Consider the following 26,650-nt stretch of genomic DNA (forward strand, 5'->3'; position numbering starts at 1 on the left):
TTCGAACGGTTTCGTTGAACCAATGACAATTATGTCCTTTATCACCTTCAGTGCTCTGGAACCTTATACAACTTTTTAATAGCCTGTTAAACAATTTTTCCTACTTTCTTAATATACGATGTCAAGAGTCGGCCTTGGTACATGGGCAATCGGAGGCTGGATGTGGGGTGGTACTGATGAAAAACTGTCCATTGAAACCATTCACAAAGCCCTTGATTCAGGAGTAAATATGGTTGACACAGCTCCTGTTTACGGCTTCGGCAAATCAGAAAGCATTGTTGGAAAGGCTCTGAAAGAATATGGTAACCGCGATAAGATTGTTCTGGCCACCAAAGCAGGATTAGAATGGAATGACGACGGTGTTTTCCGCAACTCTTCAAAAGAGCGTCTTGAAAAAGAGATTGATGATTCCCTGAAAAGACTGCAGACGGATTATATCGATATTTATCAGATTCACTGGCCGGACAAACTCGTAAGTTTTGATGAAACGGCGGAGTTTTTAAACAAGCTTGTGGAAAAGGGAAAGATAAGAGCAATCGGGGTCAGTAATTATTCTACTGAACAGATGGATGAATTCAGAAAAACTGCACCGATTCATACTTCACAGCCTCCTTACAATATGTTTGAAAGGCAGATTGAAGATGACATACTCCCCTACTGTTTGGAAAACAACATTGTTCCAATTACTTACGGCGCAATCTGCAGAGGGCTGCTATCCGGAAAAATGACTGAGAACAAAATTTTTGAAGGGGATGATTTGAGAAAAATCGATCCAAAGTTTAAAGGTGACCGCTTCAAGCAATATCTTAGCGCAGTGGATAAACTGGATAAATTTGCCCGGGAAAATTACGGAAAAACGGTTATGGATCTTGCCATAAGATGGGTGCTGGACAAAACAAAAATAGGAACAGCTCTTCTGGGAGCAAGAAAACCGTATCAGGTTGAAAAGATAGCAAATATTTACGGCTGGCATATTGATGAAAGCGGTATGAATGAGATAGATAAAATTCTTTCAGAGGAAATTAAAGATCCGGTGGGCCCGGAATTCATGGCACCGCCGCATAGAAAATAATCTGAAGTCATTGCAGGGATTCGACGCCGGGCGGAGACAAAGCAATCTCCCATACGGGATGCGAGATTGCCACGGGCTGCCGCCCTCGCGATGACGTTTGTGGTCATTGCGAGCGTAGCGAAGCAATCTCGTACCCGAGATTACCACGCCGCCTTCGGCTCCTTGTAATGGCTCCTTTTTTGCGTCATTTTATATTGAGAAAGCAGGAAAAGTGGTGAGATGGAGAGGTAGAGGAGAGAGTGAAATAGAATGTTTGGTATGTGTTAGATTTTGATTTTCTGAGCACTTAAATACATAAATCACCTACTAAAATCCAACTGAGAGTTGACAAAGTGTGCAATAATACTGTATAAAACCTATTTTATATTTTGATAAGAACAACCGAGGTGATAAATGAATATATATCTGCCGGACGGCAGCTGTATTGAAGCTGAAGAGGGTGCTTCTATCCTTGATTTGGCAGAAAAAATCGGCAGAGGTTTGGCTAAAAATGCAATCGCCGGAGAAGTGAACGGCAGACAGGTAGACCTATATTATAAACTCTCCGACGGAGACAGTCTGAAAATATTTACAAAAAACGACCGGGAAGCTTTGGAAATCTTAAGACATTCCACTGCCCACTTAATGGCACATGCTGTAAAACGTCTGTTTCCGGAGGCAAAAGTTACTATCGGTCCTGTTGTCGAAGACGGGTTTTACTATGACTTTGATATAGATAATCCTTTTACCCCGGAGGATCTGGATTCGATAGAGAAGGAAATGAAAAAGCTTGCCGATGAAAAAATGGATATAAGACGCAAAGAGATGTCCAAAGATGACGCGGTAAAACTTTTTGATGAAATGGGAGAAAACTATAAGTCTGAAATAATTTCTGAGCTGGATGAAGATGTAGTTTCCCTTTATGAGCAGGGTGATTTTATAGATTTATGCAGAGGTCCTCATCTGGATAACACTTCCAAAATAAAGCATTTTAAGCTGTTGTCGGTTGCAGGGGCATACTGGCGCGGTGACGAAAACAACAAAATGCTTCAGAGAATATACGGAACAGCTTGGTTCAAAAAGAGTGAGCTGGATGAATACATTCAACGTCTGGAGGAAGCAAAAAAGCGCGACCACAGAAAGCTTGGCAAAGAGCTTGAATTGTTCTCCTCATTCGATGAAATAGGCTCAGGTCTTATCTGCTGGCTGCCCAAGGGTTCCAAAATGAGACTCACGATAGAGGATTTTTGGCGAAATGAGCATATTAAGAATGATTATGAGATACTCTATACTCCTCATATAGGAAAATCCAACCTATGGAAGACTTCCGGTCACCTGGATTTTTATGCAGACAATATGTATTCTCCGATGGATATAGAAGGTCAGGATTATTTTATCAAACCTATGAACTGTCCTTTTCATATAATGATTTATAAAACAAAGACACGCTCATACAGAGACCTTCCGTTAAGGTGGGCTGAGCTTGGCACGGTTTATCGTTATGAAAGATCAGGTGTATTGCACGGGCTGCTCAGGGTGCGCGGATTTACACAGGATGATGCACATATTATCTGCACAAGCGAACAGATTGAAGATGAAATCAGTGAGGTTCTTGAATTTTCACTGAATATCTGGAAGGCTTTCGGCTTTTCATCTATAAAAGGATATATTGCCACCAAGCCTGAAAAAAGTGTAGGCGATGATGCCATGTGGGAGAAAGCTACATCATCCCTGACCAAAGCCATTGAAAAATCCGGAATCGATTTTGAAATGGATGAAGGCGGAGGCGCTTTTTACGGGCCTAAAATAGACCTGAAGGTTAAGGACGCCATTGGCAGGGAGTGGCAGATGACCACGATTCAGTTCGATTTTAATCTTCCGGAGCGTTTTGATATGACGTATGTGGATTCCGACGGCCGGGAGAAAAGACCTTTTATGGTTCACAGAGCTCTGCTGGGTTCTCTTGAAAGATTTTTCGGCGTTTTAACGGAACATTATGCCGGAGCTTTTCCTTTTTGGATAGCACCCGCGCAGGTGAAAATTCTGAATATATCCGACGATCAGCTGGATTACTGCAAAAGTATTGCAAAAAAACTGAAAAAAGAGGGTTTCAGGGTTGATACGGACTACAGGAATGAGAAAATAGGATATAAGATCAGGGAAGCTCAGCTGGAAAAAATACCTCATATGTTAATAATCGGTAAAGATGAAGTTGAAAATAATACCGTATCTGTTAGGTTAAGAAACGGTGAAAATAAAAATAACCTTGATTTTAGTGAATATATTGGTGTAATAAATGAACTTGAAAAAAATAAAAGTACAAATTTGTGGAGGTGATCTATAGCAGCGAAAAAGGCCGATAAGGAAAGGGTAAACGAAGAGATAACCGGCAGTGAAGTAAGACTGATTCTTGAAAATGGCGAACAGAAAGGAATAGTTTCTCTGGAGGAAGCTCTTAATATTGCGAATGAAAGCGGATACGACCTGGTTGAAATTGCGCCGCAGGCCAAGCCGCCTGTATGTAAGGTAATGGACTACGGCAAATTTAAATTTGAGAAAGCCAAAAAAGAAAAAGAAGCCCGCAAAAAGCAGCGACAAAACCAAATCGAAGTTAAAGAAATCAAATTCAGGCCTAAAATCGAAGAGCATGATTACAATACAAAAATGAAGCATATAAGAAGATTTTTATCTGAAGGAAATAAAGTTAAAGTCGTGGTCAGATTCAGAGGTCGGGAAATGATATATAAAGACCACGGGCTTGAGCTGCTTGACCGGGTTGTTAAGGAGCTCGGTGATCTCTGTGTTGTTGAAAAAAAACCAGAGATGCAGGGTAGATTGCAGACGATGGTTATAGGACCATCCAACGAGTAATTAGGAGGTAGTAATGCCTAAGTTGAAAAGTCACAGAGGAGCCGCAAAGCGCTTTAAAATTACGGCTTCCGGCAAAGTGAAACACAAAAAGCAGGGATTGAGGCACATCCTCACCTCAAAGACCGCTAAAAGAAAGCGCGACTTACGCCACCCTGGCATCCTGGAAGGGCAAGATGCCAAGAACATTAAAAAACTTTTACCTTATACGTAATTAAAGGAGGATAATTGTGCCAAGAGCAAAAGGCGGATTTAAAACTCGCCAGAGAAGAAAAAAATGGCTGAAACTGGCAAAAGGTTTCAGGGGCGTTAACCACAGTGTTTACAAAAAGGCCCGTGAGGTGGGAGAGAGATCCCTTGCCCATGCTTACAGAGGACGTAAACAAAAAAAGAGGGATTTCAGAAGATTATGGATTGTAAGAATCAATGCTGCTGCAAGACAGCACGGTTTGAGCTACAGTAAGCTCATCTCATTATTGAAAAAGAATAATATTGAAATCGACAGAAAAGCTCTTTCAGAGCTGGCTGTCAACAATCCGGAGGAATTTGAGCAACTTGTAAAACAAGTTTCCGCTTAAAATTATCAGGGGGTGCATGCAGCACCCCTTTATTTTTACCGTTAAAAATGATTCCGTTTTTTGTTTTTTTATAAGCATTGTGATGAAAGTCTTTTGAGGTGAGTAATGGAGTTTGATCTCTCTGCAGCAAAAGGATATGTGGAAGAAATAAGTCAGGCTGACTCTCTTGAGCGCCTGTATGCCGTTAAAGTAAAATATATGGGCAAAAAGGGGCTGATATCCTCCCTTAACAAACAGATGAAAAGTGTGCCTGCCGAGCAAAGGGCTGAGCTTGGTAAAAAAATTAATGAAATAAGGCAGGACTTTGAAGCCAGATACGAAGCAAAGGAAAAAGAGGTTAAACTCAAAGAAAAACAAGCCCAGCTGAATTCGGAGTCCATCGATATTTCTCTGCCGGGTTTTCCTTTTACATCAGGCTCCATACATCCGGTAACACGTATCTATGATGAAATTGTCGATATATTTGTAAGCATGGGATTTGAAGTGGAAACCGGGCCTGAAGCGGAAAGTGATTTTTATAATTTTGAGGCTCTCAATATCCCCAAAGAACACCCTGCCAGGGATATGCAGGATACCTTTTATATCTCCGATGATTTACTTTTGAGAACACATACCTCTCCTGTACAGGTCAGGACTATGGAAAGGGTAAAACCGCCTGTTAAGGTGATTGCACCGGGAAAGGTGTACCGGTGTGACAGTGATGTTACACATACGCCTATGTTTCACCAGGTGGAAGGTTTGCTGGTGGACGAGGATGTGACTTTTGGGGATTTAAAAGGTACGCTGACATTGTTTGTAAAAAGGATGTTCGGTGATGATGTGCCGGTGAGGTTCAGACCGAGCTTTTTCCCGTTTACCGAACCCAGTGCGGAAGTGGATATGGGTTGCGTTATATGCGGCGGGAAAGGATGCCGCGTTTGTGGAAACACGGGGTGGCTTGAAATTCTGGGCTGCGGCATGGTGGATCCGGAAGTTTTCAAATCAGTTGATTATGATTCTGAAAAATATTCCGGGTATGCTTTCGGAATGGGAATCGAAAGGATTGCTATGCTTAGATACGGCATAGATGATTTGCGTCTTTTCTTTGATAATAACCTGAAATTTTTAAAACAGTTTTAGAGGTAGATAATGAAAGTAAGCTTAAGCTGGCTGAATGATTTTGTTGATATTTCCGGGATAGAAGTCTTTGAACTTGCAGAAAGGTTAACCATGTCTGGTCTGGAGATCGAAGGCGTGGATAAATTGGAAGCGGCTGAAAATGTGGTGACTGCTGCTGTTAAGAAAGTGGAAGAACATCCGAATGCTGACAAGCTTTCCGTGTGTGAAGTTTCTGACGGTGAAAATATTTATAATGTGGTCTGCGGTGCGCCTAATGTAGCTGAAGGGCAGATTGTTCCTTTTGCCAAAGTTGGGGCTGTTTTACCGGGTGGATTTAAAATTAAAAAAGCGAAGCTTAGAGGTGTGGAGTCTTTTGGTATGATATGTTCTGCAGCTGAGCTGAATCTTGAAGAAAAAAGTGACGGGATTATGCCCCTTCCTGAAGATACGCCGGTAAATGAAGACATAAATGAGGTGCTCGGTTTGGGTGATTATGTACTTGATATCAGTATTACTCCAAACAGGGCCGACTGCCTCAGCATAAGGGGTGTGGCAAGAGAAGTTGCTGCGCTTTACTCAAGGAAAATGAAAAAAACTTCATACCAAATTAAGAGTGATAAATTCCTTAATGCATCTGACTACAGTTACGTAAAGGTTACAGATGAAGAAAAGTGCCCCGTTTATCTGGGCAGAATTATAAAAGATGTTACAATAAAACCCTCTCCACTGTGGATGCAGAACAGGTTGCGTGCTGTTGGTGTAAGGCCGATTAACAATATTGTCGATATTACAAATTACATCATGTTTGAGTACGGTCAGCCTTTACATACTTTTGATCTGAGAGAAATCGAAGGTGGGATTATAGTCAGAACGGCTAAGCCGGGTGAAAAGATAATGACGCTTGACGGCAAAGAACGCTTGCTTGATGAAAGTATGCTGGTGATTGCAGATGAATCAAAGCCCATAGGAATCGCCGGTGTAATGGGCGGGGAGTATTCCGGGATTCATGATGATACGAAAGATGTTTTTCTGGAGTGTGCTTATTTTAAGCCTGAAAATATCAGAATGACTGCAAGGAAACTCGGCCTTCAAACGGATTCCTCTTACAGATACGAGCGGGGAATAGACAGGGTTAATACACTTTCAATGGTGGATTATGCTGCTTCGCTGCTTAAGGAAAATGCTGACGGCAGTGTGGCTGACGGCGTTCTTTCAAATGATTATAAAGAATATGTTCCGTTGTCCGTAAATGCTGAAGTTGATAAAATAAACAAATTGCTTGGAACAGAGATTTCCGAAAAAGAAATGTCGAAAGTACTGGAAGAGCTTGGCTTTGGTGTTAAAACCAAACAGGGAGAATTAACGGTAGAAGTTCCCCCCTACAGGGTTGATATCGAAAGGTGGCAGGATTTGGCGGAAGAGGTGGCAAGAATTTACGGTTATAACAATATTGAGGCTACGGTACCCAGATTGTCAGCCGACAGTGCGCCTCCGGAACCTTTTCTCAAAAATGCAAAAAATATAAAAAGCAGCCTTAAAACACTTGGTTTCAATGAAGTAATAAATTACTCGTTTATGAGTGAGCGTTATTTGAGCAGATTTGATAAAAAGGATAATTTTGTAAAGCTTTTAAATCCTATTTCAGAAGATATGGATACGTTAAGGACATATGTTTTTCCCGGTGTAGTTGCTGCAGCAAAACAGAATATCAATCAGGGATTTAAGAATATACGATTATTTGAAATTGCGAAGACATTTATCGACAGAAATGAATCTATTCCTGAGCAGCTTTCCGGGCTGGCTTTTTGCGCCACAGCCTCTTTTTTCCCTTTGTCGTGGAATACAGGCAGCCGGGTGGATACGTTCTATTATATGAAAGGGGTGCTGGATAATCTTTTTAAATCCTTTAAAATTAACGCTGAATATGAAAAAAATGAGAAGTATGATTTTCTACATCCCGGCAAATCTGCTGAAATAAAAGTTGGCGGGAAAGGTTACGGTTTTATAGGGCAGCTTCATCCTAATATTGCCGAAGAGGAAGATATTCAGGAAGATCTTTATCTATGTGAAATATATCTGGAAAAACTGATTAATGAAAAAGTGAAAGGTGATTTTCATTATGAAAAATTTTCAGTTTATCCGTTTGTTTATAAAGATTTATCGGTTGTGGTGGATAACACTGTAAATGCCGGTGACTTACTTGAATACATCAAAAATTTTGGTCCTCTGGTCTATGATGCTGTGGTATACGATATTTATCAGGGGGATAAGATCGGTGAGAATAAACTCAGTGTGACGTTCAGAATATTCTATTCCGCACTTGACAGGACGCTCACGGATGAGGAAACAAACAAGATTCTTGAAGAAATTATCGAAGGACTGAGCGAAAAGTACTCTGCTGAGTTGAGATAAAGGAACCGTGATGCTTAAAACCGTGATGCGTGATGCGTGAAAAAAAGGTAGTTAAAGGTATTTGAGGTACTTGATGTATTTTGAGGTACCAACTGACCACACAACTTAAAATTTTTGAGTAATTTATTTTTATAAACTTTACCACCTTTCGCCCAGAGGCGGGCAGTATATGTTCACTCATAACTTTTTGGTAGATTGGAGATAAAACCCCTCCCCTAAGTTGGAGAAGGTTGGATGGGGTACTTATTCAAGGGTCTTAACTTTCTAAAACATCTCAACCTTAACCTTTGCCTCTACTTCTCCACCTCACCACCTAACTATCTCACTTTTCCAATAAAAATAGATCTGGTATCACCCCAAAAATTATATAAAAATATTGTTTTACATATACTTAGCTAATATGAAACTGATTTCAATGTAATTTGCACGCATTTCGCAGCCGAAACTCGAAACTACTGCCGCTAACCGTCTACTAGCACCAGCCGTAAGGCTGGTAGATATGTGGAACACATCCCCCTCCTCTCATAATTGTTTTTATTTGCAAATATTTATCCACTTTACCTTCCAACACAGGGTGTGACCGCTAACCGGCAGTACGTTTCTCTAACACCAGCCAAAAGGCTGGTAAATATGTGGAACACATTCGACATCGGCTGCTTCATTTGTGCAAATTACATTGAAAAATATTTGCACTACGAAAAATGGGGTGACGTCAGAAATAGATTCATTGACACTTTTGGGTAAATGTTGTATTTAATAAGTATGGAAATGTTAGAAAATATAAACAGTTTATCTGAAAAAATTGAAGCTCTGCTGGAAGACTACCAGCAGTTGAAAGGCAAAAACGAAGAACTTGAAAAGCGATTAGAAAGCTTAAAAGAGGAGAATGAAAAGTACAAAAATGAGAGAGAAGCAATAGCCGAAAAAATTGAAAATCTGCTGGGCAGGTTACCTTAAGAGGTGTGGCAATTGAATGTTTCCGAGGTTTATATTTACGGAGATAAGTATAAAATTAAAACTGAAGGTGACGAAGAGTATATAAAAGATATAGCTTCGTTTGTTGAGTTGCGGATGAAAGAGATAGAGAAAAACCTTCATGTTTTAACTACTTCTAAGATTGCAGTAATGGCTGCTTTTAATATAGCTGCTGAATATTTTATGCTGAAAGAGGAAATAAGCGAAAGTAAAAAAGCTATTGAAAGATTAGAGCGGAAACTTGACGAACTGGAAGTAAATATCGGATAGAGGGTAGCCCCTGCGGTGCCCGTGAAAGTGTAGAAAATTTGGAGCCAACACCTCTAAAAAAGGGGAATTGATACTGGTTGCCGTGTGCAAGCCCGCCTTTGAGCGGGAAGCCTAACGCAGCCGTGATTTTCCCCACCTGGTTAGCCAGGGCTGCAAATGGACTGCACGCACGGCACATGCGGGGGCTTTTTTTATATTTATGAAATTTAGACTGATTGACAGGATATATCCAGAACATTTTGACGAAATAAAGGGACAGCGTCATCTGCTGTCGGATAATGCTCCTCTGCGCAAAATTATTTCGGAAGGAAGTTTCGATTCCCTTATTTTTGTAGGGCCTCCCGGCACAGGCAAAACATGTCTTGCCAAAATAGCAGGTGAGGTTTTGTCGCTGCCTTTTTACCGTTTACATGCGGCTTCTTCAGGCTCATCTGAATTGAAAAATATTGTGGATTCCACAAAATCCTATGGCAAACCGGTTCTGATTTTTATTGATGAGATTCACAGATTTTCAAAAGTCCAACAGGATCTTCTTTTGGACTTGATTGATGAGAAGCATGCGAAGCTCATAGGTGCCTCCACTGAAAACCCGTATTTTAAAATAACACCTGCACTGAGATCCAGAAGCCTTCTTTTTACATTTGAGCCTTTAGGCAGAGATGCATTGAAATCCATTTTTAAGCAGGCTTGTGCTGAAATAGAAAAAATGTATGACGTTGAGGGAATAACAGTTGACAATGAAGTGTTTGAAAGACTTTGTGAAGCATCGAACGGTGACGCAAGAAGATTTCTCAATATGCTTGATATTGCTGCAATGACGTCACCTGTCAAAGACGGTGAAATGTTTTTGGATGTTTCGGAAGTGGAAGATTTGATAATGAAAATGGGTTATTCTGAGGACGAGCACTACGATCTGCTTTCGGCAATGATAAAAAGTATACGCGGCAGTGATCCGGATGCGGCACTCGTTTGGTCAAAAAAACTTCTGAAAAGCGGAGTTGATGCGGAAAGCGTTTTCAGAAGGCTCCTTATTTCAGCTTCCGAAGATATCGGCAATGCCTTGCCCGATGCACTTGCTTTTACAAATTCCGCTTATGAAGCTTTTTTGAAAGTGGGTATGCCGGAAGGAGATATTATTCTCTCGCATGTGGTTACTTATCTGGCTTCCTGTCCGAAAAGCAACCGGTCTTACACAGCCGGGAAAAAGGCCGAAGAATATTTAAAGGCTTCCAACCCGTATCCGCCTGAAAATATCCGTCATAATCCTGCAGGGTACAAATATCCATTTGATTATGGTGAATTTGTGGCTCAGGAGTATATGAAAAGTGAAAAAGTTTTTTATAACCCGTCCGACTCCGGCTTTGAAGGTAAGATAGCCCAAAGGCTCAAAAGACTCTGGAAGGGGATTAAAAAATATGACAGCTGATAAGGCAACTCTGAGGGCACGTATAAAAAGAATGAGAAATGAGCTTGATGGTGACTTTATCAGTAAGGCCAGCAGGCAGGTGTGTGAAAAGTTTATTGAGCTTTACGGTGAAAGGGAAAGTTTTCTTTTTTATTGCAATTTCGGAAATGAGATTGAAACGGAATGGCTTTTTAACTATCTGCATAAAAGGGGTAAAAAGATTTATCTTCCCAAAATGTGTTTTGAGGAAATCTTTATCGGAAGATTTGAAGGAAGTGAATTTTTGGAAACATGCAGTCTGGGTATCAAAGAGCCTGTCTCTTTAACAGATGAACCTGAACAGATTGATGTTGCAATAGTACCGGCTCTTGTATTTGATACAAACTGCAACCGAATCGGATTCGGCAAAGGATATTATGATAAGCTTTTAAAAAATTATTTGTTTGATTTAAAGGTTGGTTTTGCATATGATTTTCAGGTAGTGGAAAGAATTGAAACGGAAGAACATGATGTGCCACTTGATGTGGTGATTACAGAAAAAAATATATACAGGAGGAAATAATGGTTTGGTTATACATCTTGATTGGCGTTGTAGCCCTTATTGCAGGTTTTGTAGCCGGCGCAGTTATCGTGAAGAAGAAAATTGAATCTGACAATGCCAAAGTCGGTAAAACATCCGAGGAAATACTTAATAAGGCCAGACGTGAAGCTGATGAAATTATTAAAGAAGCAAAACTGGAATCCAAAGAAATCATTTTCAAAGGGAAACAGGAAGCTGAAAATGAAATAAAAGAAGGAAAGAAAGAATTACAGGCTCAGGAAAAAAGAATTCTGGCAAAAGAAGAAGCACTGGATAAAAAGGTCGAACTGGCCGAGAAGAAAGAAGAGATGATTATCCAGAGGGAAAAGGAATATGAAGATAAGATTGCTGAAGTAGATAAGATTAAAGCTGAAACGGACAGCATCAGATTGCAGCTGATCCAGGAAATAGAAAAAATATCGGGTATGACCCGGGAAGAGGCAAAACAGCTGCTCAGACAGGAAATGGTAGAAGAGGCTAAAGTGGATGCGGCACGTGAAATCAGAGAAATTGAAGAAGAAGTAAAACGAACTGCCGATAAAAAAGCTCAAAGTGTTATCGCCACTTCCATACAGAGATGCGCACCTGAATATGTGAGTGAAATCGCCGTATCTTCGGTCAATCTTCCTTCCGATGAAATGAAAGGTCGTATTATCGGCAGAGAGGGTAGAAATATCAGAACCTTTGAAAGTGTAACGGGAGTGGATATTATTGTTGACGATACACCGGAGGCAGTAATACTTTCCTCTTATGACCCGTTCCGCAGGGAAATTGCAAAACTTACTCTGGAAAGATTGATTTCCGACGGCCGGATTCACCCTTCACGAATCGAAGAGCATTATGAAAAGAGTAAACAGGAAGTTGAAAAACACATTTATGAAGTTGGTGAGGAGGCAGCATTTAATCTGGGGATACATAATATACATTCTGATCTTCTGAAACTTATCGGAAGACTCAAATACAGAACAAGCTACGGCCAGAATGTTTTAGGCCATTCTATTGAAGTGGCCAAGATAGCGGGTATCATGGCTGCAGAGCTGGGACTGGATGAAAAGATGGCAAAACGCATGGGACTGCTGCACGATATAGGTAAGGCTGTCGATCAGGAAAGTGAAGGCTCACATACGGAAGTGGGCGTTGATATTGTTAAGAAATACAAGGAAGATCCCAGGATTCTCAATGCCATTCTTTCCCACCACGGAGAAGAGGAATTTAAGTATACGGAATCTGTTCTTATACAGGCTGCTGATGCACTTTCAGCCTCCAGACCTGGTGCCAGAAGGGAAGTGCTGGAATCATACATAAAGCGTCTTGAGAAACTGGAGGAAATATCCTCAAGCTTTGAAGGGGTCAGTAAGGCTTACGCCATTCAGGCAGGACGGGAATTGCGTATTATTGTTGAGCCGGACAGGGTTAATGATGATACAATGGTTACACTTTCTAAGGATATAGCCAAAAAGATTGAGGAAGAACTTACCTATCCCGGTCAGATTAAGGTTACGGTTATAAGAGAGGCGAGAACTGTAGAGTATGCGAAATAATAAAACTCTAGAGGTTCTGTTTATCGGAGACATAGTGGGAAGGAGCGGGCGCAGATCCGCCTCCCTGGCTCTGAAGGAACTCAGTGAAACAGCTTCTTTTGACCTGGTTATTGCCAATGTTGAAAATTCAGCCAGTGGTTTTGGAATAACGCTCAATGTTTATAAAGAGCTGAGAAAACTGGGTATTGATTTTATGACAAGCGGTAACCATATTTGGGATAAAAAAGATACGGAAAAAGAGATAGAGAAGTACGAAAATGTAATAAGACCGGCCAACTATCCTGACGGTGTGCCCGGAGTCGGTTTTAAAACTGTTGAAGCAGATGGTGTAAGTGTTTGTATTTCAAATTTTATGGGGCGTGTTTTTATGCCCGTTTCCGACTGTCCTTTCAGATCTTTTGACAGACTTTATGAAAAACAACCGGATGCCCTTCATCTGGTTGATTTCCACGGAGAAGCCACAAGTGAGAAAATGGCCTTCGGACTTTACACAGACTCAAGGGCTGCCGCTGTCTGCTGTACGCATACGCATGTTCAGACCAATGATGACAGGATGCTGCCGAAAGGAACCTTCTATATAAGTGATGTGGGAATGTGCGGCAGTGCCGATTCAGTAATTGGTACCACTTATGAAAAGGCAATGAAACGCTTTCTTTATTCGATGCCTGCAAAATTTGATGTTGAAAAAAAAGGAACTTTAATCTTTAATGCTGTTAATTTGTCTATAGATAAAACAACAAAAAGGGTTGTACATTTTGAGAAGATAAAAAAATATTACGGGGAGTAATATGGATTTAAAAGCAGAAATAAAAAAACTTCTTAAAGAAAAAGATGCAGTTTTACTTGCTCATAACTACCAAATTGATGAAATTCAGGAAATTGCCGATTTTACAGGCGACTCTCTGGGCTTAAGTATTGAGGCTTCGAAGGTTCAGCAGAATACCATTGTTTTCTGCGGTGTTCATTTTATGGCTGAGACGGCTCATATTTTATCACCTGAAAAAACCGTCCTGCTTCCGGAGATAGAAGCAGGATGTCCGATGGCAGATATGATTACGGGTGACAAGGTGCGGCAGCTGAAGATGGAGTATCCGGGTGTGCCGGTTGTCTGCTATGTTAACTCATCGGCTGAAGTTAAAGCTGAGAGTGATATATGCTGTACTTCTGCCAACGCTGTAAATGTTGTGAAATCTCTGGATACAGATAAAGTTATTTTTGTCCCGGATAAAAATCTCGGACATTATGTTTCAAGATTTGTGGATACCGAAGTGATTTTGTATGAAGGTTTCTGTCCCATACACGAAAGGGTTACAAAGAAGGAAGTGGAAGCATTAAAGAGTATGCATCCTGATGCTCTTTTTGTTGCTCATCCTGAGTGTCCTCCTGAAGTTGTGGATATGGCGGATCATATTTGCTCAACATCAGGTGTGTACAAATACGCCAAAGAGACTGACAATAAAAAGTTTATAATCGGAACGGAAGAGGGTGTGGGATACAGGCTTCGAAAAGAAAACCCGGATAAAGAATTTTATTTTGCCTATGATTCCTTTAAATGTAAAAATATGAAGAAGACAAATCTGAAAAAAGTTTACGACGCATTGGTCAAGGAGCAGTATAAGATAACACTTGATCCTGCACTTAGAAACAGGGCTTATACTTCAATAGACAAAATGCTTCAGGTTCCGAGAAATTATTAACATACAGAGGGAAATTCTCCTATCTGTCTACGGACGGGAACACAGCGGGATGACAAAAAGCTGTCATCTCGAGCGAAACGGAGTGCAGTCGAGAGATCTCTACCATAAGAAACGATATAGCAGACAAATATGTAAGTGTGCTTAGTAAAAAACCGGGTAAAATTTATTTTGTTATTTCGACTCTGTCCCTTCCGTTTTCTTTTGCTTTATACAGAGCCTTGTCGGCCCTGTCTGTAAAAGTGTTTGCAGTATCACCTTTTTTGAAATGCGTGACGCCGAAGCTGCAGGTTACCTGACAATCCACCGGCTGTTTGGATGTTTTAACCAACTTCCTGAGTTTTTCAGCGAGCATTGCAGCATTGTCAAGGCTGGTGTGAGGAACCAGAAGTATAAATTCTTCACCACCCCACCTTGCAAAAAAATCGGATTTTCTGATGTTGTTTTCCACAATTTCGGCCAGTCTTTTCAGCGTTTCATCACCCTTTATGTGTCCGTATGTATCATTGATTTTTTTAAAATGATCAATATCAAGCATAATTAGGGAAAGTCCGTTTTGGTACCTGTCTGCTCTTTCCATTTCATGAGTTAGGATTTCATTGAATTTTGAACGGTTAGCAATTTTGGTGAGGGAATCAGTTGTTGCCTTTTCCTCCAGCACCTCGATCAGTCTTTTTTCCAGAGCGTCCTTTTCCTTAAGCGATTCCGTCATTTTGTTAAATGCTTCGGAGAAATCTCCAAGAAAGCTGACCTTATGATTATAATCACCATCGGATATCTGTTGCGCCTGCCAGGTAAGATGGTTCAGGTTGGATTGAAGGTTTTTTGCAGGCATTGCAAAGAAATTTGTTTTGCTGCAGTTTATATCCAGATCTCCTTCTGAAAGCTTTTTAGTACACTCATAAGCCTCTTTTATCTGGTTTAGCAGTGCTGCCAGATCTTCGCAAAACTGATTTTTCTCTCCGCAGTTGATGTTTTTCTTATTGATAAAATCGTAGGCAGACGGCCCCTTGTTAAGCGCATTTTTAATTATTTTATGGAAGTCCTCGATATTCATTATTATTCTGCCAAATCAATTTTGAACCTGCATATCCGTTCACCTGTAGCCCAGCAGTCAACTTCTTTAACATTGAACGTTTGACCTGTATATACCTTCAGAATTCCCGCAATAAAGCCTTCATCGTAATCACAGAATTCCACACCTATAATAGGCAGACCTGAACAGTCCAGATCTTCCGACATTGTAAACACCATCTTTAACGAATCCATGTCCATTTTTTCAACCCTCAAGACGCCCATTTTCAATTCAATAAGCACATCTTTTAAATGCTCAATAAAATCATTCATTTCCAGACTTGTATCAAGCATGTTTCTGCAAAATTCTTCGCCGGCTTTCATCCCTGCTTTGGATAATATATCAAGAGCTTTTTCATAACCCAACTCCTTTGTCAATACGTCCCTCAGCGTGTACTGCATTAATCTGTATGTAGCCACACTTGTCATTTCACCCAGGTTAGGCCTTCCGTCCCGGATATCCCCCAAATGCTCCCATTGAAAATCGTACTCTTGATTACTCATGGCAACCTCTTAATTAATTTATTGAGTATCTTATAAATAATATTAACAAAATATAGCGCTAAATTAAAGGGTATATTGCCTGATCTGGTATAATTCTAAATTATTTTTTTTCTTCCATTGAAGATTCCGGATAGAGTTAATATATTAATCCCATGTTGAGACTAATATTCACTCTGTTTTTTTATTTATGTTTTTCATCTTTCTCCCATTCTTTGGTAATCGCTGATAAGATAGCTGAAAAGTTTGATCTTCCAAAGAGCTATGTAAAAGAAAATTTATCAAAAGCAGAAATTGTTGACCAAGTCACAGACTTGATTTCAAAACCTGCTGAAACTAAAGAATGGGGAGATTATAAAAAAATTTTTGTCAATGAGCAAAGGATATCCCTGGGTGAAGACTTTTACAGAAAATACAGGGAGGAACTGGAGAAAGCTGAAAACGAATTCTACGTTCCCTCTGAAGTTGTTGCAGCCATCCTGGGAGTGGAAACATTTTTCGGGAAATATTCGCCGGAGTTTAATGCTTTGGATTCTTTGTATACAATTGCTATGAATTATGAAAGGAGGAGTGAATATTTCACATACGAACTGGGAAATCTGCTGATTTATTCCTATAAAAATAATATTAATCCCAAAGAGATACGATCATCATATGCCGGTGCGATAGGATATCCTCAGTTTATGCCTTCAAATATTTTAAAATATGCAGTGGATTTCGATGAAGACGGAGAGGTTGATTTGGTAAATTCCATGTCTGATGCAATAGGCAGTGTGGCGAATTTTCTAAAACAACACGGCTGGCACTATTCCGACCCTACCGCTGTATCGGTTGCCTTCGGCCGCAGGAAACTAACCGGTGAGTGGATGAGTATTTCCATGTTAAAGGAGAAAGGTGTTAGTTTTCCGTTCGGGTTATCAGGGCATAAAGCTAAACTTATACGTCTGAAAGACGAAGGAGAGGATATTTACTGGGCAGTTTTTCATAATTTTGAAGTTTTGAAAAGATATAACCCCAGTAACAAATATGCTCTGTCTGTACTTTTACTTGCTGTTGCATTAGAATAAATTAATCCTGATAAGGAGGTCTCATATGCCGGTGATAACTGTAGAAGGGCCTAGAACTGATGATTTATCCAAGAAAAGAGATTTCGTGGAGAAAGTCACAGAGGCGGCTTCGGAATTGTATTCCCTGCCTGAAGAGAGCATAATTATTTTAATGAAAGAAAACAGGCAGGACAATGTCAGTGTCGGAGGGAAGCTGCTTACTGACAAAAAATAGTGAGAGAGTGAGCTGGTGAGATAGTGAGATGGAAGTGTTGCGCGCGGCTTGAACCTCAACTACTCCAATTACTTTTAAATACCTCAAATACCTTTAAATACTTTTCTTCACGCCTCACTGATTTTTAAATGTGTAAATTTTGGACAGTTGCCAAATTAAAAGTACATTGATTTTCAGCGCTGTGTTTGATATAATATCCTTTAAAATACACAAAAGATAAGGTTATGATTTTAAAGGATGATTTGACAGGGCTTCCCAACAGGAACAGTTTGATTAATGAGCTGAATGTTCAAAAATGCAAAAAGATTGTTTTATTGGGCATTGATATTAAAAATTTCGGGGAGATAAACAGCTGCTACGGAAATGAAGAGGGGGATAATTTTCTGGTAAGCTTTGGAAGAAAATTGTCCGAATTTGCTAATTCTTTGGTTTTCAATAATACAGAAGTCTACAGACTGCACAGTGATGTTTTTGCTCTTGCAGCATGTCTGGATAAAACATCTTTAAAGAAAAACCTTCTCGATTTTGCAGAGATGATTGTAAAAAAGCTTGAAAACTTTATAAGTGAAAATCCTATTCGGATTAACAGCTTAAATGTGACACCGTCTTTTGTATGTGGCATTTCCCATAATGACAATTTTTATGGCGACAACATTGGCAGCAACCTTTTTAACAGAATGGATATAGCATTAAGGGAAGCAAAAAGTAGAAATATGAAGAAAATTTCATATTGTCAGTTTGATGAGGACGTGGAAAAATTTTATGAAAGAAACATTCTGTGGTCGAATATTCTAAAAGGTGTACTGCAGGGTAAAAGTAAGATGGTTTTGAAACCTTATTATCAGGCAATCCAGAAAATCGGAACCGGAGAGATCCCTAAGTACGAATGCCTTATAAGAATGGTTGGGAAAAATGATGTTATTTCTCCTTCAATGTTTCTGGCCTCAGCAGAACAGCTCGGTCTTTTACCTTCAATAGGAAGAATTGTTATATCCGAAAGCTGTAAAATCTTCAGGAATCTTCAATGCGGTTTTTCGATTAATATAACTGCTCAGGATCTGGCTGATGAGGAGTTTGAAAAATTTATACTCAGTCAATGTGAAATCAACAATATCGATCATGAAAGAGTTACGTTGGAAATTCTGGAAAATGAGGAAATTTATAATCTGAAATCAAAAATTATTAACCTTAAAGAAGACGGCTTTAAAATTGCCATTGATGATTTTGGTGTGGGCTATTCCAATTTCAGCAGGCATCATGAGATAAATATTGACTATATCAAAATTGACGGCAGCCTTATAGAAAACCTTCTCAAATCGAATAAATCTTATAAAACGGTAAAATCAATTGTAAGTTATGCGCAGAGCATCAATGCTGAGACAATCGCAGAATTTGTGACTAACTCGGATATTTATAATAAACTGAAAGATCTGGGCGTTGATTATGCCCAGGGGTATGCAATCGGCAAACCGCTGAAATTATACCCAGTGCCTGACTAATCTTTTAGCGGATCTTCACCTTCCCGCCAGGATTTCAGGGCTCTTTCGTAAAGGTGAAAGTCTTCCCCCTTATGCTCGGTGAAAATTACATACATATTGGACAAAGGTACGTTAAAGAATTTGTTTATTTCTTTCATAAAGGCTAAAGCAAGTTTTCTTCTTTGTTCATACAGTCTGCCCTCTCTTATATCTGCATTTATGAAGGCTATGAGTTCCTCTGAGTTTTTTACTCTGCCCAGAAAAAGACCGTTGTCTTCAAATTCTCTTATTGTGATGCCTATGTGATCCGTTCCTGTGTCCATTATTTCAGAGAAGTGTTCCATAATTTTTGAAGCAAATTTCCTTTTGCTTTCACTGTCAGCATTGAAACTGAATTCAAATTGAAGATGCGGCATGATTAACCTCCGAAAAATCAGGACGGAACAAATGTCCGCCCTTTAAAAGCTGTTCTACATCTCTGATTTCAGATATGACCAGTCGCTGCCTTTTACTGCCGAGTGACACTGTATACACCCTTTTACTTTACCAACAGCCTGTGCATCGCCTTTTGGAGAATATTTTGCCCAGTACCAGTCTCCTCCGTCAGGGTTAAATCCTTTTACTTTATACATGACTGTTACAGCTGCCAGCTTTTTTGAGGGGGTGTAGTTTTCCTTTACAATTATTGAGCCGTAAGCAAATTCATCATTATTAACACTTTTTGCAGTTTTCTTGTTAATATAAGATGTAAGGAAAGCGCCGTGAGGTGATTCACCGGGGTATAATTTTGTTGTTCCGGGAAACAACTGCCAATCGGTATAATTCTGATCCTGCAAATAGTTCCATACATTTGCCGGTTCCGTTTTCGGCATATCGGTTTTTGCGCATGACACTACAAAAACGGCTGCTATAAAGAGTGCAATTACTAATCCTGTCTTTTTCATAGTTTCCTCCTTGTTTGATATTTCATAATATATTTTATCTTACAATTGGTGCTGATTACAAACTAAATTGCAGGTCTCATTTACTCACGGCGCTTTTTATAATTAAGTAATACACCATTTCTACCTCCTTATTGCCCTTTTTGTTTTAAGCAAAGCATTATTTTTAACGCAGAGAGTGTTTGAGAAAGGGGCGCACCCTTCTTTTCAAGACGGGAAAGCATTATTCCGCCTTCTACAGATGAAACGATAAAACCAGCCAGTATCTGAGAATTTAAATCACTTCTTATTTCACCGGTTTTCTGAGCATCATCAATTATACTGCTCAACATTGAAATCCATCTGTCGAAAACATTTTTAACCATTTGTGATAAAGAATCGTTTTTATCAGCCATTTCCAAAGCTGTATTACCAAAAATACAGCCGCCTGAATAATTTTTTGACTTATGCATCTTTTTTACCGATTCGAAGAAATTCTCCAATTTTTCTCCGGGAGAACTGCCCTGCAAAGAAGCGCTAATAAATTCAAAAAATGAATTTTCATACCTGCTCAAAGCTTCTGTTATCAAAGTGTGTTTGTCCGGGAAATGAAAATAAAGACTTCCTTTTGACATGCCGACTTTGGTTATGATATTGGAAATACTTGTTGCTTCTATCCCTTTTTGAAAAATCAATTCTATAGTTGAATCAAGTATCTTATCTGTTGTTTTATTCCCTTTAGTGCTCACATTTTTCTCCGAAAGACATAAAAATATTTTTAAAAGATTAAATACCGAACGTACGGTATATTCTTTACTATATTGTAATTAGTCTAATTTTTCAATTCTTTTTTTACTGTTTTGTACATGACTCTAAACAGTTAATATTTCAAATTTCGTATTTGTAACTGTTGCAAGTCTTTGTTCACCCTGTTAAATATCAGCTTCGCTGATTGCTTACGGCATTTAACGGGGCGAGGGATGACAGGTTTCTACTTTTTGTCACCTTGACCGGAACGGAGTGGAGCGGAGAGATCTCTACTGTTATATTGCAAAGAGACCTCTCGGCTTCGCTCGAGGTGACAATTACATGCATACTGTCTATCAGCGATAGCTAAATAGGATGTTACACATATTTACCAGTATAAAAGACTGGTGCTAGCCGCAGGCATTCTTTCGAACGAAGTGAGAAATCTCATACCATATGAAACGACATAACGAATAAATATACAACTGTGCTTAATATTGGGATATCTTCATGCGTGAAAATACCGATATTTAGATAAAGTATTGTCAAATAGCACAAGTACAAAAATTTTGGAAGGTTGCTAAGACAAATATTATTTACATAAACAAATTTTAATGTTAGTAAATTTAAAATATTGTGTTACCAGGATGCTTCTTGGGTTTTCCAAAAGCTTAATAATCCTCTGTGCGGAAAACTTTTTTACACATAAAATGAGTTGACAAAAAAATATATATTTGCTAACTTTTACGAGTTCTGTGTACAGTATACAATAATGCGGCTTATGAGGTGCGATGAATGATTAGTATTGATAGTACTTTATTGATTCAGATTGTGAACTTTCTTATTATTTTATTCATTGGCAAAAAAATGATAATTAACCCTGTTCTCAATACAGTGGAAAAACGTGATGAGAAAATAGAGTCTCTTAACAGTGAGGCTGCTAAGTTGAGATCAGAAGTTGAAAAGCATAAAAAAGAGTACGAGGAAAAATTTGAGCAGGTGAAGCAGGAAGCAGCCGATTACCATAAGCAGGCTAAGGACGAAGCTGTTCTGGAAGCGGAAAAAATGTACGCCAAGGTTAAAACAGAAATGGATGAAAAGCTCGAGAATGCAAGGAAGGAGCTTGACAAACAGAAAGAGGAAGCAAAGGCATCATTGAGGTCTGATGCAGAAAATATGGCTGAGGAAATAGTAGACAAAATTATTGGTAAAGTGGCGTAAGGAGGGGTCTGAAATGAATAGATTAGTTCTTTTATTTAATATATTGCTTTTACCTTCAATGCTGATGGCAGCAGAAGGAGGCGGCAGTCACGGCCCTGATTTTATGGGGCTCGTATGGAGAATTATTGTGTTCGTTGTTTTTGTGGCGATTCTTTACAAACTTTTAAAAAATCCGTTTATTAACTTTTTGGATAACAGAACAAAGCAGATAGAAGAATCGATCGAAAATGCCGAAAAAGCAAAAGAAAATGCCGAAATTGAACTTACGAATTATAAACTCAAACTTCAGCAGATGGAAAAAGAGCTGCAGACAATGAAAGAGCGTGCCAAAAAGCAGGCAGATTCCGAAAGAAAGAACATTTTGGAAGATGCAGAGAATAACATCGCAAAATTAAAAAAGTCGACAGAAGATATGATACAGTCTGATCTTGACAGAGCTAAGGCTGAGCTTAGAGAAGAAGCGGCAAAACTTGCTTTTGAACTGGCCGAGCAAAAGATTGAAAAACGTCTTACAGATGATATGCAAAAAAGACTGGTTAAAAATTATATTGCTAAAATAGGAGTGACAAATTGATAGGTACTGTTATATCGAAACGATACGCCGGTGCTTTGTTTGAGATAGCTTCGGGAGAGAATAGTGTCAGCAAAGTCCTGGATGAGCTTCAAAATCTGATTGATTTTTATTATTCCAATGCTGAATTCAGAGAACTGGTAAAAAATCCTCTGATCCCTAAAGAAAGTAAAAGTGCCGTTTTTTCAGAACTGAAGGATAAAGGTGTTATCTCTGATCTTTTACTATCTTTTACGAAGCTGCTGGTGGAAAAAAACCGTCTTGAAGAACTGGAAAATATAGTTGAAAGTTTTTCAGATATTTACAGAGAAAGCAGGGGCGAGGCTGTAGCCGATGTCAGGTCAGTAATTGATATGGATGAAAAGGTTAAAGATGAATTGGTTAGTAAACTCAATGAGATAACAGGGAAAAAGGTTTCCGTGCAGGTGGAAAAAGATCCGTCGCTGCTTGGTGGTTTCCTGGCTAAAATTAAAAGTACCCAATACGATGCCAGTGTTAAAGGGCAGCTTGAAAAACTGAAAGAAGAAATGACAGGTTAGATAATAACATATAAGGAGTTAGGTTATATGCAGATCAGGGCAGAAGAAATAAGTAAGATCATTAAAGATCAGATTGAAAACTTTGAACAAAAAGTTCAGGTGGAAGAAGTCGGCACAATTTTGAGTGCCGGTGACGGTATAGCAAAAGTTTACGGTCTTGATAATGCAATGGCCGGAGAACTGGTTGAGTTTCCCGGAGGTGTTTACGGAATCGTTTTCAACCTTGAGGAAGATAATGTTGGTATCGTTATTATGGGCGATTACGAGCATATTAAAGAAGGCGATGTCGTAAAAAGAACGGGAAGAATCGCTTCCGTGCCTGTTGGTGAAGCCCTTGTGGGGAGAGTTGTTAACCCGCTTGGCCAGCCACTGGACGGCAAAGGGAAAATTGAAACAGATGAATATGACGATATTGAGAAAATTGCTCCCGGTATTGTTAAAAGACAGCCTGTGGAAGAACCGTTGCAGACAGGTATAAAAGCTATTGACTCGATGATACCGATCGGAAGAGGACAGCGGGAGCTCATTATCGGTGACAGACAAACGGGTAAAACCGCTGTTGTTATTGATACGATTTTAAACCAGAAAGACGAAGATGTGATCTGTGTTTATGTGGCAATCGGTCAGAAACGTTCGACAGTTGCAAGGGTTGTGGATACGCTGGAAAAGCATGGAGCCATGGATTACACTATTGTTGTTTCAGCTACTGCAAGTGAGCCGGCTCCGCTGCAGTTTATTGCACCTTTTGCCGGGTGTACAATGGGAGAGTATTTCAGAGACAGAGGCAAGCACGCTCTGCTTATCTATGACGACCTTTCCAAACAAGCCACTGCTTACAGACAGCTTTCTCTGCTTTTAAGAAGGCCGCCCGGACGTGAAGCTTTCCCCGGCGATGTGTTTTATCTTCACTCAAGACTTTTGGAGAGAGCTGCTAAATTCAGCGATGAATACGGCGCGGGTTCGCTAACGGCACTTCCTATAATTGAAACACAGGCTGGCGACGTTTCAGCATATATACCCACAAACGTTATTTCGATTACGGATGGTCAGATATATCTTGAAACTGACCTTTTTAACTCTGGTATCAGACCTGCTGTTAACGTTGGTCTTTCGGTTTCAAGGGTTGGTGGTTCAGCTCAGATTAAAGCCATGAAACAGGTTGCAGGAAGACTCAGACTGGATCTCGCCCAGTACAGAGAACTTGCTGCATTTGCACAGTTCGGCAGTGATCTTGACGCTGCAACCCAGGCTCAGTTAAGCAGAGGCGAGAGGCTTGTTGAGCTGCTTAAGCAGGGACAGTATCAGCCTATAGTTGTAGAGGATCAGGTTCTGTCCATTTTCACCGGTGTTAACGGTTATCTTGATGATATAGCTGTTGAAGATATAACCCGTTTTGAAAAAGAGCTTATATCTTTTGCCAAATCAAACTATCCTGATGTACTCGAAGGCATAAAGAAAGAGAAGAAGCTCTCGGATGAGTTAACAGAGAAATTAAAGAAACTTGTTGAAGAATTCAAAAAACAGTTTTCTTCCTAAAGTTGAGGTTTATATATGTCTGGAATGAGGGATATTAAAAGAAAAATCAGCTCGGTAAAAAATACACAGAAGATTACCAATGCCATGAAAATGGTGTCGGCTGCTAAACTGAGAAGAGCTCAGGAGGCAATGGAAGCAGCCCTGCCTTACGCCGATAAGATTTATGAGGTCGTTCAAAACATAAGCAAGCGGGTAAATCCGGAAATACATAAATTATTGCAGCCCAAGGAAGAAATAAAGAATATTGGTGTGATTGTTATTACATCTGACAGAGGGCTGTGCGGGGCATTTAACAGTAATATTAACAAATTGTTTTCTCAATTTCGCAGTGAGCATTCTGACAAAGATTTCAAGCTTATTTGTGTTGGCAAGAACGGCTATGAATATGTGAAGAGAAGAGATTATGAGATTGAGGAAAAATATATCTCGTTTGGCGGAAAGATTACATACGATGATGCAATCACAATAGGTGATTCTGCAGTAAGACTTTTTAATGATGATGAGATTGATGAGCTATATGTTGTATACAACGAATTCAAGTCTGTTGCTTCCCAGGTTGCAAAAGTAAAAAAGATTCTGCCTTTGGATTTTGAAACTGAGGAAGAAACGGGTGAATCTGTTGTTGATTATTTATATGAGCCTGATCCCAATACGCTTGTGAAAGAAATAATTCCCCGTTTTATAAATTTTACCATATACAGCTGTATTTTGGAATCAGTTGCTGGTGAGCATGGTGCCAGAATGGCGGCAATGGATAATGCAACACGTAATGCGGGAGAGATGATTAAAAAGCTTACGCTTAACTATAATAAAGCCAGACAGGCTGCAATAACTACCGAAATACTTGATATTGTTAACGGAGCGGAAGCTTTAAAATAATACTATGATAATGGAGTGTAAATAATGGCTAATGTAGGGAAAATTGTTCAGGTAATTGGACCGGTTGTTGATGTCCACTTTGAAGATGGTCAATTACCGGAAATTTACACAGCTTTGAAAATTAAGAATCCGATTAGCGGTGATATTGTTATTTGCGAGGTTGAACAGCATCTTGGAGAAAACACAGTAAGATCCGTTGGTATGACATCTACAGAAGGTCTTGTCAGGGGCCTCGATGCTGAAAATACCGGCGAGGCGATTACTGCCCCTGTTGGTAAAAACGCACTGGGTAGAATTCTCAATGTTATCGGTGAGCCTGTTGACGAACAGGGCGAGGTGGAAGCTGACGATCACTGGCCCATCCACAGGGAAGCACCTAAGCTGGAAGATCAGGACACAGGTAATGAAATCCTTGAAACCGGTATTAAAGTGATTGATCTTCTTGAGCCTTATACTAAAGGTGGAAAAACCGGTCTTTTTGGTGGTGCCGGTGTTGGTAAAACTGTGCTTATTATGGAGCTTATCAATAATATTGCAAAACAGCACGGTGGTTATTCCGTTTTCTGCGGTGTTGGTGAAAGGACAAGGGAAGGTAATGACCTTTGGCTTGAAATGCAGGAGTCCGGTGTTCTTGAGAAAGTGGCTTTGATTTATGGTCAGATGAACGAGCCTCCTGGTGCCAGGATGAGAGTCGGTCTTACAGGACTGACCATTGCTGAGTATTTCAGGGATGTAGAAGGACAGGACGTTCTTTTGTTTGTTGATAACATATTCAGATTTACCCAGGCAGGTATGGAAGTTTCTGCTCTTTTGGGAAGAATGCCTTCAGCTGTTGGTTACCAGCCGACACTTGGTACGGAAATGGGTGAATTGCAGGAGAGAATTGCTTCAACCAAGAAGGGATCTATTACTTCAGTTCAGGCTGTTTACGTTCCAGCTGACGACCTTACTGACCCTGCTCCGGCAACAACTTTTGCTCACCTGGATGCTACAACGGTTCTTTCAAGACAGATTGCAGAGCTTGGTATTTATCCAGCTGTTGACCCTCTGGACTCCACTTCCAGAATTCTTGATCCCAACATTGTAGGTAAAGAACATTATGATGTTGCTAGAGATGTTCAAAAGGTTCTTCAGAGATACAAAGAATTGCAGGATATTATCGCAATTCTTGGTATGGAAGAATTAACTGAAGAGGATAAACTGACTGTTTCAAGAGCGAGAAGAATACAGAGATTTCTTTCTCAGCCATTCTTTGTTGCTGAACAGTTTACCGGTATGCCCGGTAAATATGTAACACTCAATGAAACGGTTAAAGGTTTTAAGGAGATTCTTGACGGTAAACACGATGATCTTCCCGAGCAGGCTTTTTACCTTGTCGGAACGATAGATGAGGCTTTGGAAAAAGCAGAACAGCTTAAGACAAGAGGATAA

General features: G+C 39.8%; 28 protein-coding genes and 1 other RNA gene. 24 read left to right on the forward strand and 5 right to left on the reverse strand.

The features are described from left to right. Window positions 1-118 precede the first annotated feature (118 nt). The 15 genes from UMU13_RS04940 (at window position 119) to nadA (ending at window position 14,475) form a co-directional block, all read left to right on the forward strand. On the forward strand, window positions 119-1,072 hold the full coding sequence (locus UMU13_RS04940; protein ID WP_328217529.1) for an aldo/keto reductase: 954 nt from the start codon (window positions 119-121) through the stop codon (window positions 1,070-1,072). A gap of 393 nt (window positions 1,073-1,465) precedes the next feature. Continuing rightward, entirely contained in the window at window positions 1,466-3,388 is a 1,923-nt protein-coding gene (gene thrS, locus UMU13_RS04945) for a threonine--tRNA ligase (protein WP_328217531.1), read from the forward strand. A 3-nt stretch (window positions 3,389-3,391) separates the two neighbouring features. Beyond that, window positions 3,392-3,922 carry a translation initiation factor IF-3 gene (gene infC / locus UMU13_RS04950; RefSeq protein ID WP_013886839.1) on the forward strand — a complete coding sequence of 177 codons (531 nt, stop codon included), beginning with the start codon at window positions 3,392-3,394 and terminating at the stop codon, window positions 3,920-3,922. Between the two features lie 13 nt (window positions 3,923-3,935). After that, entirely contained in the window at window positions 3,936-4,133 is a 198-nt protein-coding gene (gene rpmI / locus UMU13_RS04955) for a 50S ribosomal protein L35 (RefSeq protein ID WP_013886838.1), read from the forward strand. Between the two features lie 16 nt (window positions 4,134-4,149). After that, entirely contained in the window at window positions 4,150-4,497 is a 348-nt protein-coding gene (gene rplT, locus UMU13_RS04960) for a 50S ribosomal protein L20 (RefSeq protein WP_013886837.1), read from the forward strand. A 105-nt stretch (window positions 4,498-4,602) separates the two neighbouring features. Next, entirely contained in the window at window positions 4,603-5,616 is a 1,014-nt protein-coding gene (gene pheS / locus UMU13_RS04965) for a phenylalanine--tRNA ligase subunit alpha (protein ID WP_328217535.1), read from the forward strand. A 9-nt stretch (window positions 5,617-5,625) separates the two neighbouring features. After that, a complete protein-coding gene (gene pheT, locus UMU13_RS04970) occupies window positions 5,626-8,007 on the forward strand; it encodes a phenylalanine--tRNA ligase subunit beta (protein ID WP_328217537.1) in 2,382 nt (793 codons plus the stop codon). Between the two features lie 762 nt (window positions 8,008-8,769). Then, window positions 8,770-8,964: a cell division protein ZapB gene (gene zapB, locus UMU13_RS04975; RefSeq protein WP_273266481.1), complete on the forward strand. Its 195-nt coding sequence runs from the start codon at window positions 8,770-8,772 to the stop codon at window positions 8,962-8,964. Window positions 8,965-8,967: 3 nt separating this feature from the next. Then, entirely contained in the window at window positions 8,968-9,252 is a 285-nt protein-coding gene (locus tag UMU13_RS04980; protein ID WP_328217539.1) for a cell division protein ZapA, read from the forward strand. Between the two features lie 4 nt (window positions 9,253-9,256). After that, a non-coding RNA gene (gene ssrS / locus UMU13_RS04985) (6S RNA) lies at window positions 9,257-9,441 on the forward strand. A 10-nt stretch (window positions 9,442-9,451) separates the two neighbouring features. Further along, on the forward strand, window positions 9,452-10,678 hold the full coding sequence (locus UMU13_RS04990) for a replication-associated recombination protein A (RefSeq protein WP_328217541.1): 1,227 nt from the start codon (window positions 9,452-9,454) through the stop codon (window positions 10,676-10,678). Next, window positions 10,668-11,219: a 5-formyltetrahydrofolate cyclo-ligase gene (locus UMU13_RS04995; protein ID WP_328217543.1), complete on the forward strand. Its 552-nt coding sequence runs from the start codon at window positions 10,668-10,670 to the stop codon at window positions 11,217-11,219. Before UMU13_RS04990 ends, UMU13_RS04995 begins: the two co-directional genes overlap by 11 nt. Further along, complete coding sequence (gene rny, locus UMU13_RS05000; protein WP_328217545.1) at window positions 11,219-12,778, forward strand: ribonuclease Y; 1,560 nt, start codon at window positions 11,219-11,221, stop codon at window positions 12,776-12,778. The genes UMU13_RS04995 and rny overlap by 1 nt, the downstream gene beginning before the upstream one ends. Further along, the gene (locus UMU13_RS05005; protein ID WP_328217547.1) at window positions 12,768-13,565 is read left to right on the forward strand and encodes a TIGR00282 family metallophosphoesterase; all 798 of its coding nucleotides are present in this window, start codon (window positions 12,768-12,770) and stop codon (window positions 13,563-13,565) included. The genes rny and UMU13_RS05005 overlap by 11 nt, the downstream gene beginning before the upstream one ends. A 1-nt stretch (window position 13,566) precedes the next feature. After that, a complete protein-coding gene (gene nadA / locus UMU13_RS05010; RefSeq protein WP_328217548.1) occupies window positions 13,567-14,475 on the forward strand; it encodes a quinolinate synthase NadA in 909 nt (302 codons plus the stop codon). Between the two features lie 163 nt (window positions 14,476-14,638). On the opposite strand, the gene UMU13_RS05015 is transcribed toward nadA, so the two are convergent. Then, complete coding sequence (locus UMU13_RS05015) at window positions 14,639-15,529, reverse strand: GGDEF domain-containing protein (RefSeq protein ID WP_328217549.1); 891 nt, start codon at window positions 15,527-15,529, stop codon at window positions 14,639-14,641. A 2-nt stretch (window positions 15,530-15,531) separates the two neighbouring features. Next, window positions 15,532-16,050 (reverse strand): V4R domain-containing protein, encoded by a 519-nt coding sequence (locus UMU13_RS05020; RefSeq protein WP_328217551.1) that lies wholly within the window; start codon window positions 16,048-16,050, stop codon window positions 15,532-15,534. Window positions 16,051-16,202: 152 nt separating this feature from the next. On the opposite strand from UMU13_RS05020, the gene mltB reads away from it, so the two are divergent. The 3 genes from mltB (at window position 16,203) to UMU13_RS05035 (ending at window position 18,827) form a co-directional block, all read left to right on the forward strand. Further along, entirely contained in the window at window positions 16,203-17,114 is a 912-nt protein-coding gene (mltB, locus tag UMU13_RS05025; protein WP_328217552.1) for a lytic murein transglycosylase B, read from the forward strand. Window positions 17,115-17,139: 25 nt separating this feature from the next. Beyond that, window positions 17,140-17,328, forward strand: a complete 189-nt coding sequence (gene dmpI / locus UMU13_RS05030; protein ID WP_328217554.1) for a 4-oxalocrotonate tautomerase DmpI — start codon at window positions 17,140-17,142, stop codon at window positions 17,326-17,328. 224 nt (window positions 17,329-17,552) lie between these two features. After that, a complete protein-coding gene (locus UMU13_RS05035) occupies window positions 17,553-18,827 on the forward strand; it encodes an EAL domain-containing protein (RefSeq protein WP_328217556.1) in 1,275 nt (424 codons plus the stop codon). Here UMU13_RS05035 and UMU13_RS05040 read toward each other — a convergent pair. The 3 genes from UMU13_RS05040 to UMU13_RS05050 form a co-directional block, all read right to left on the reverse strand. Continuing rightward, the gene (locus tag UMU13_RS05040) at window positions 18,824-19,222 is read right to left on the reverse strand and encodes a tautomerase family protein (protein WP_328217558.1); all 399 of its coding nucleotides are present in this window, start codon (window positions 19,220-19,222) and stop codon (window positions 18,824-18,826) included. The genes UMU13_RS05035 and UMU13_RS05040 overlap by 4 nt on opposite strands. Window positions 19,223-19,276: 54 nt before the next feature. Then, on the reverse strand, window positions 19,277-19,750 hold the full coding sequence (locus tag UMU13_RS05045) for a cytochrome P460 family protein (RefSeq protein WP_328217560.1): 474 nt from the start codon (window positions 19,748-19,750) through the stop codon (window positions 19,277-19,279). A 128-nt stretch (window positions 19,751-19,878) separates the two neighbouring features. Beyond that, on the reverse strand, window positions 19,879-20,475 hold the full coding sequence (locus tag UMU13_RS05050; protein ID WP_328217561.1) for a TetR/AcrR family transcriptional regulator: 597 nt from the start codon (window positions 20,473-20,475) through the stop codon (window positions 19,879-19,881). A gap of 793 nt (window positions 20,476-21,268) precedes the next feature. Between UMU13_RS05050 and UMU13_RS05055 the strand changes: the two genes are divergently transcribed. From UMU13_RS05055 to atpD, 6 genes are read left to right on the forward strand one after another with little or no spacing between them, the layout of a single operon-like run. After that, entirely contained in the window at window positions 21,269-21,694 is a 426-nt protein-coding gene (locus tag UMU13_RS05055) for an ATP synthase F0 subunit B (RefSeq protein ID WP_328217563.1), read from the forward strand. 13 nt (window positions 21,695-21,707) lie between these two features. Continuing rightward, window positions 21,708-22,268, forward strand: coding sequence for a F0F1 ATP synthase subunit B (gene atpF, locus UMU13_RS05060; protein ID WP_328217564.1), 561 nt, complete (start codon window positions 21,708-21,710; stop codon window positions 22,266-22,268). Further along, window positions 22,265-22,804 (forward strand): ATP synthase F1 subunit delta, encoded by a 540-nt coding sequence (gene atpH / locus UMU13_RS05065; protein ID WP_328217565.1) that lies wholly within the window; start codon window positions 22,265-22,267, stop codon window positions 22,802-22,804. The genes atpF and atpH overlap by 4 nt, the downstream gene beginning before the upstream one ends. Window positions 22,805-22,831: 27 nt before the next feature. Next, entirely contained in the window at window positions 22,832-24,340 is a 1,509-nt protein-coding gene (atpA, locus tag UMU13_RS05070; RefSeq protein ID WP_328217566.1) for a F0F1 ATP synthase subunit alpha, read from the forward strand. A 15-nt stretch (window positions 24,341-24,355) separates the two neighbouring features. Next, a complete protein-coding gene (gene atpG, locus UMU13_RS05075; protein ID WP_328217568.1) occupies window positions 24,356-25,219 on the forward strand; it encodes an ATP synthase F1 subunit gamma in 864 nt (287 codons plus the stop codon). A 24-nt stretch (window positions 25,220-25,243) separates the two neighbouring features. Then, window positions 25,244-26,650: a F0F1 ATP synthase subunit beta gene (atpD, locus tag UMU13_RS05080; protein WP_328217569.1), complete on the forward strand. Its 1,407-nt coding sequence runs from the start codon at window positions 25,244-25,246 to the stop codon at window positions 26,648-26,650.

The sequence above is a fragment of the Flexistipes sp. genome (genome assembly GCF_036172515.1).
GTDB lineage: Bacteria > Chrysiogenota > Deferribacteres > Deferribacterales > Flexistipitaceae > Flexistipes.

Bases quoted from the DNA above. Each gene is read 5' to 3' on its own strand.
- UMU13_RS04940 (WP_328217529.1), top strand. From the start codon at position 119: ATGTCAAGAGTCGGCCTTGGTACATGGGCAATCGGAGGCTGGATGTGG.
- thrS (WP_328217531.1), top strand. From the start codon at position 1,466: ATGAATATATATCTGCCGGACGGCAGCTGTATTGAAGCTGAAGAGGGT.
- rpmI (WP_013886838.1), top strand. From the start codon at position 3,936: ATGCCTAAGTTGAAAAGTCACAGAGGAGCCGCAAAGCGCTTTAAAATT.
- pheS (WP_328217535.1), top strand. From the start codon at position 4,603: ATGGAGTTTGATCTCTCTGCAGCAAAAGGATATGTGGAAGAAATAAGT.
- pheT (WP_328217537.1), top strand. From the start codon at position 5,626: ATGAAAGTAAGCTTAAGCTGGCTGAATGATTTTGTTGATATTTCCGGG.
- zapB (WP_273266481.1), top strand. From the start codon at position 8,770: ATGGAAATGTTAGAAAATATAAACAGTTTATCTGAAAAAATTGAAGCT.
- UMU13_RS04990 (WP_328217541.1), top strand. From the start codon at position 9,452: ATGAAATTTAGACTGATTGACAGGATATATCCAGAACATTTTGACGAA.
- UMU13_RS04995 (WP_328217543.1), top strand. From the start codon at position 10,668: ATGACAGCTGATAAGGCAACTCTGAGGGCACGTATAAAAAGAATGAGA.
- rny (WP_328217545.1), top strand. From the start codon at position 11,219: ATGGTTTGGTTATACATCTTGATTGGCGTTGTAGCCCTTATTGCAGGT.
- UMU13_RS05005 (WP_328217547.1), top strand. From the start codon at position 12,768: ATGCGAAATAATAAAACTCTAGAGGTTCTGTTTATCGGAGACATAGTG.
- nadA (WP_328217548.1), top strand. From the start codon at position 13,567: ATGGATTTAAAAGCAGAAATAAAAAAACTTCTTAAAGAAAAAGATGCA.
- UMU13_RS05015 (WP_328217549.1), bottom strand. From the start codon at position 15,529: ATGAATATCGAGGACTTCCATAAAATAATTAAAAATGCGCTTAACAAG.
- UMU13_RS05020 (WP_328217551.1), bottom strand. From the start codon at position 16,050: ATGAGTAATCAAGAGTACGATTTTCAATGGGAGCATTTGGGGGATATC.
- mltB (WP_328217552.1), top strand. From the start codon at position 16,203: ATGTTGAGACTAATATTCACTCTGTTTTTTTATTTATGTTTTTCATCT.
- dmpI (WP_328217554.1), top strand. From the start codon at position 17,140: ATGCCGGTGATAACTGTAGAAGGGCCTAGAACTGATGATTTATCCAAG.
- UMU13_RS05035 (WP_328217556.1), top strand. From the start codon at position 17,553: ATGATTTTAAAGGATGATTTGACAGGGCTTCCCAACAGGAACAGTTTG.
- UMU13_RS05040 (WP_328217558.1), bottom strand. From the start codon at position 19,222: ATGCCGCATCTTCAATTTGAATTCAGTTTCAATGCTGACAGTGAAAGC.
- UMU13_RS05045 (WP_328217560.1), bottom strand. From the start codon at position 19,750: ATGAAAAAGACAGGATTAGTAATTGCACTCTTTATAGCAGCCGTTTTT.
- UMU13_RS05055 (WP_328217563.1), top strand. From the start codon at position 21,269: ATGATTAGTATTGATAGTACTTTATTGATTCAGATTGTGAACTTTCTT.
- atpF (WP_328217564.1), top strand. From the start codon at position 21,708: ATGAATAGATTAGTTCTTTTATTTAATATATTGCTTTTACCTTCAATG.
- atpA (WP_328217566.1), top strand. From the start codon at position 22,832: ATGCAGATCAGGGCAGAAGAAATAAGTAAGATCATTAAAGATCAGATT.
- atpG (WP_328217568.1), top strand. From the start codon at position 24,356: ATGTCTGGAATGAGGGATATTAAAAGAAAAATCAGCTCGGTAAAAAAT.
- atpD (WP_328217569.1), top strand. From the start codon at position 25,244: ATGGCTAATGTAGGGAAAATTGTTCAGGTAATTGGACCGGTTGTTGAT.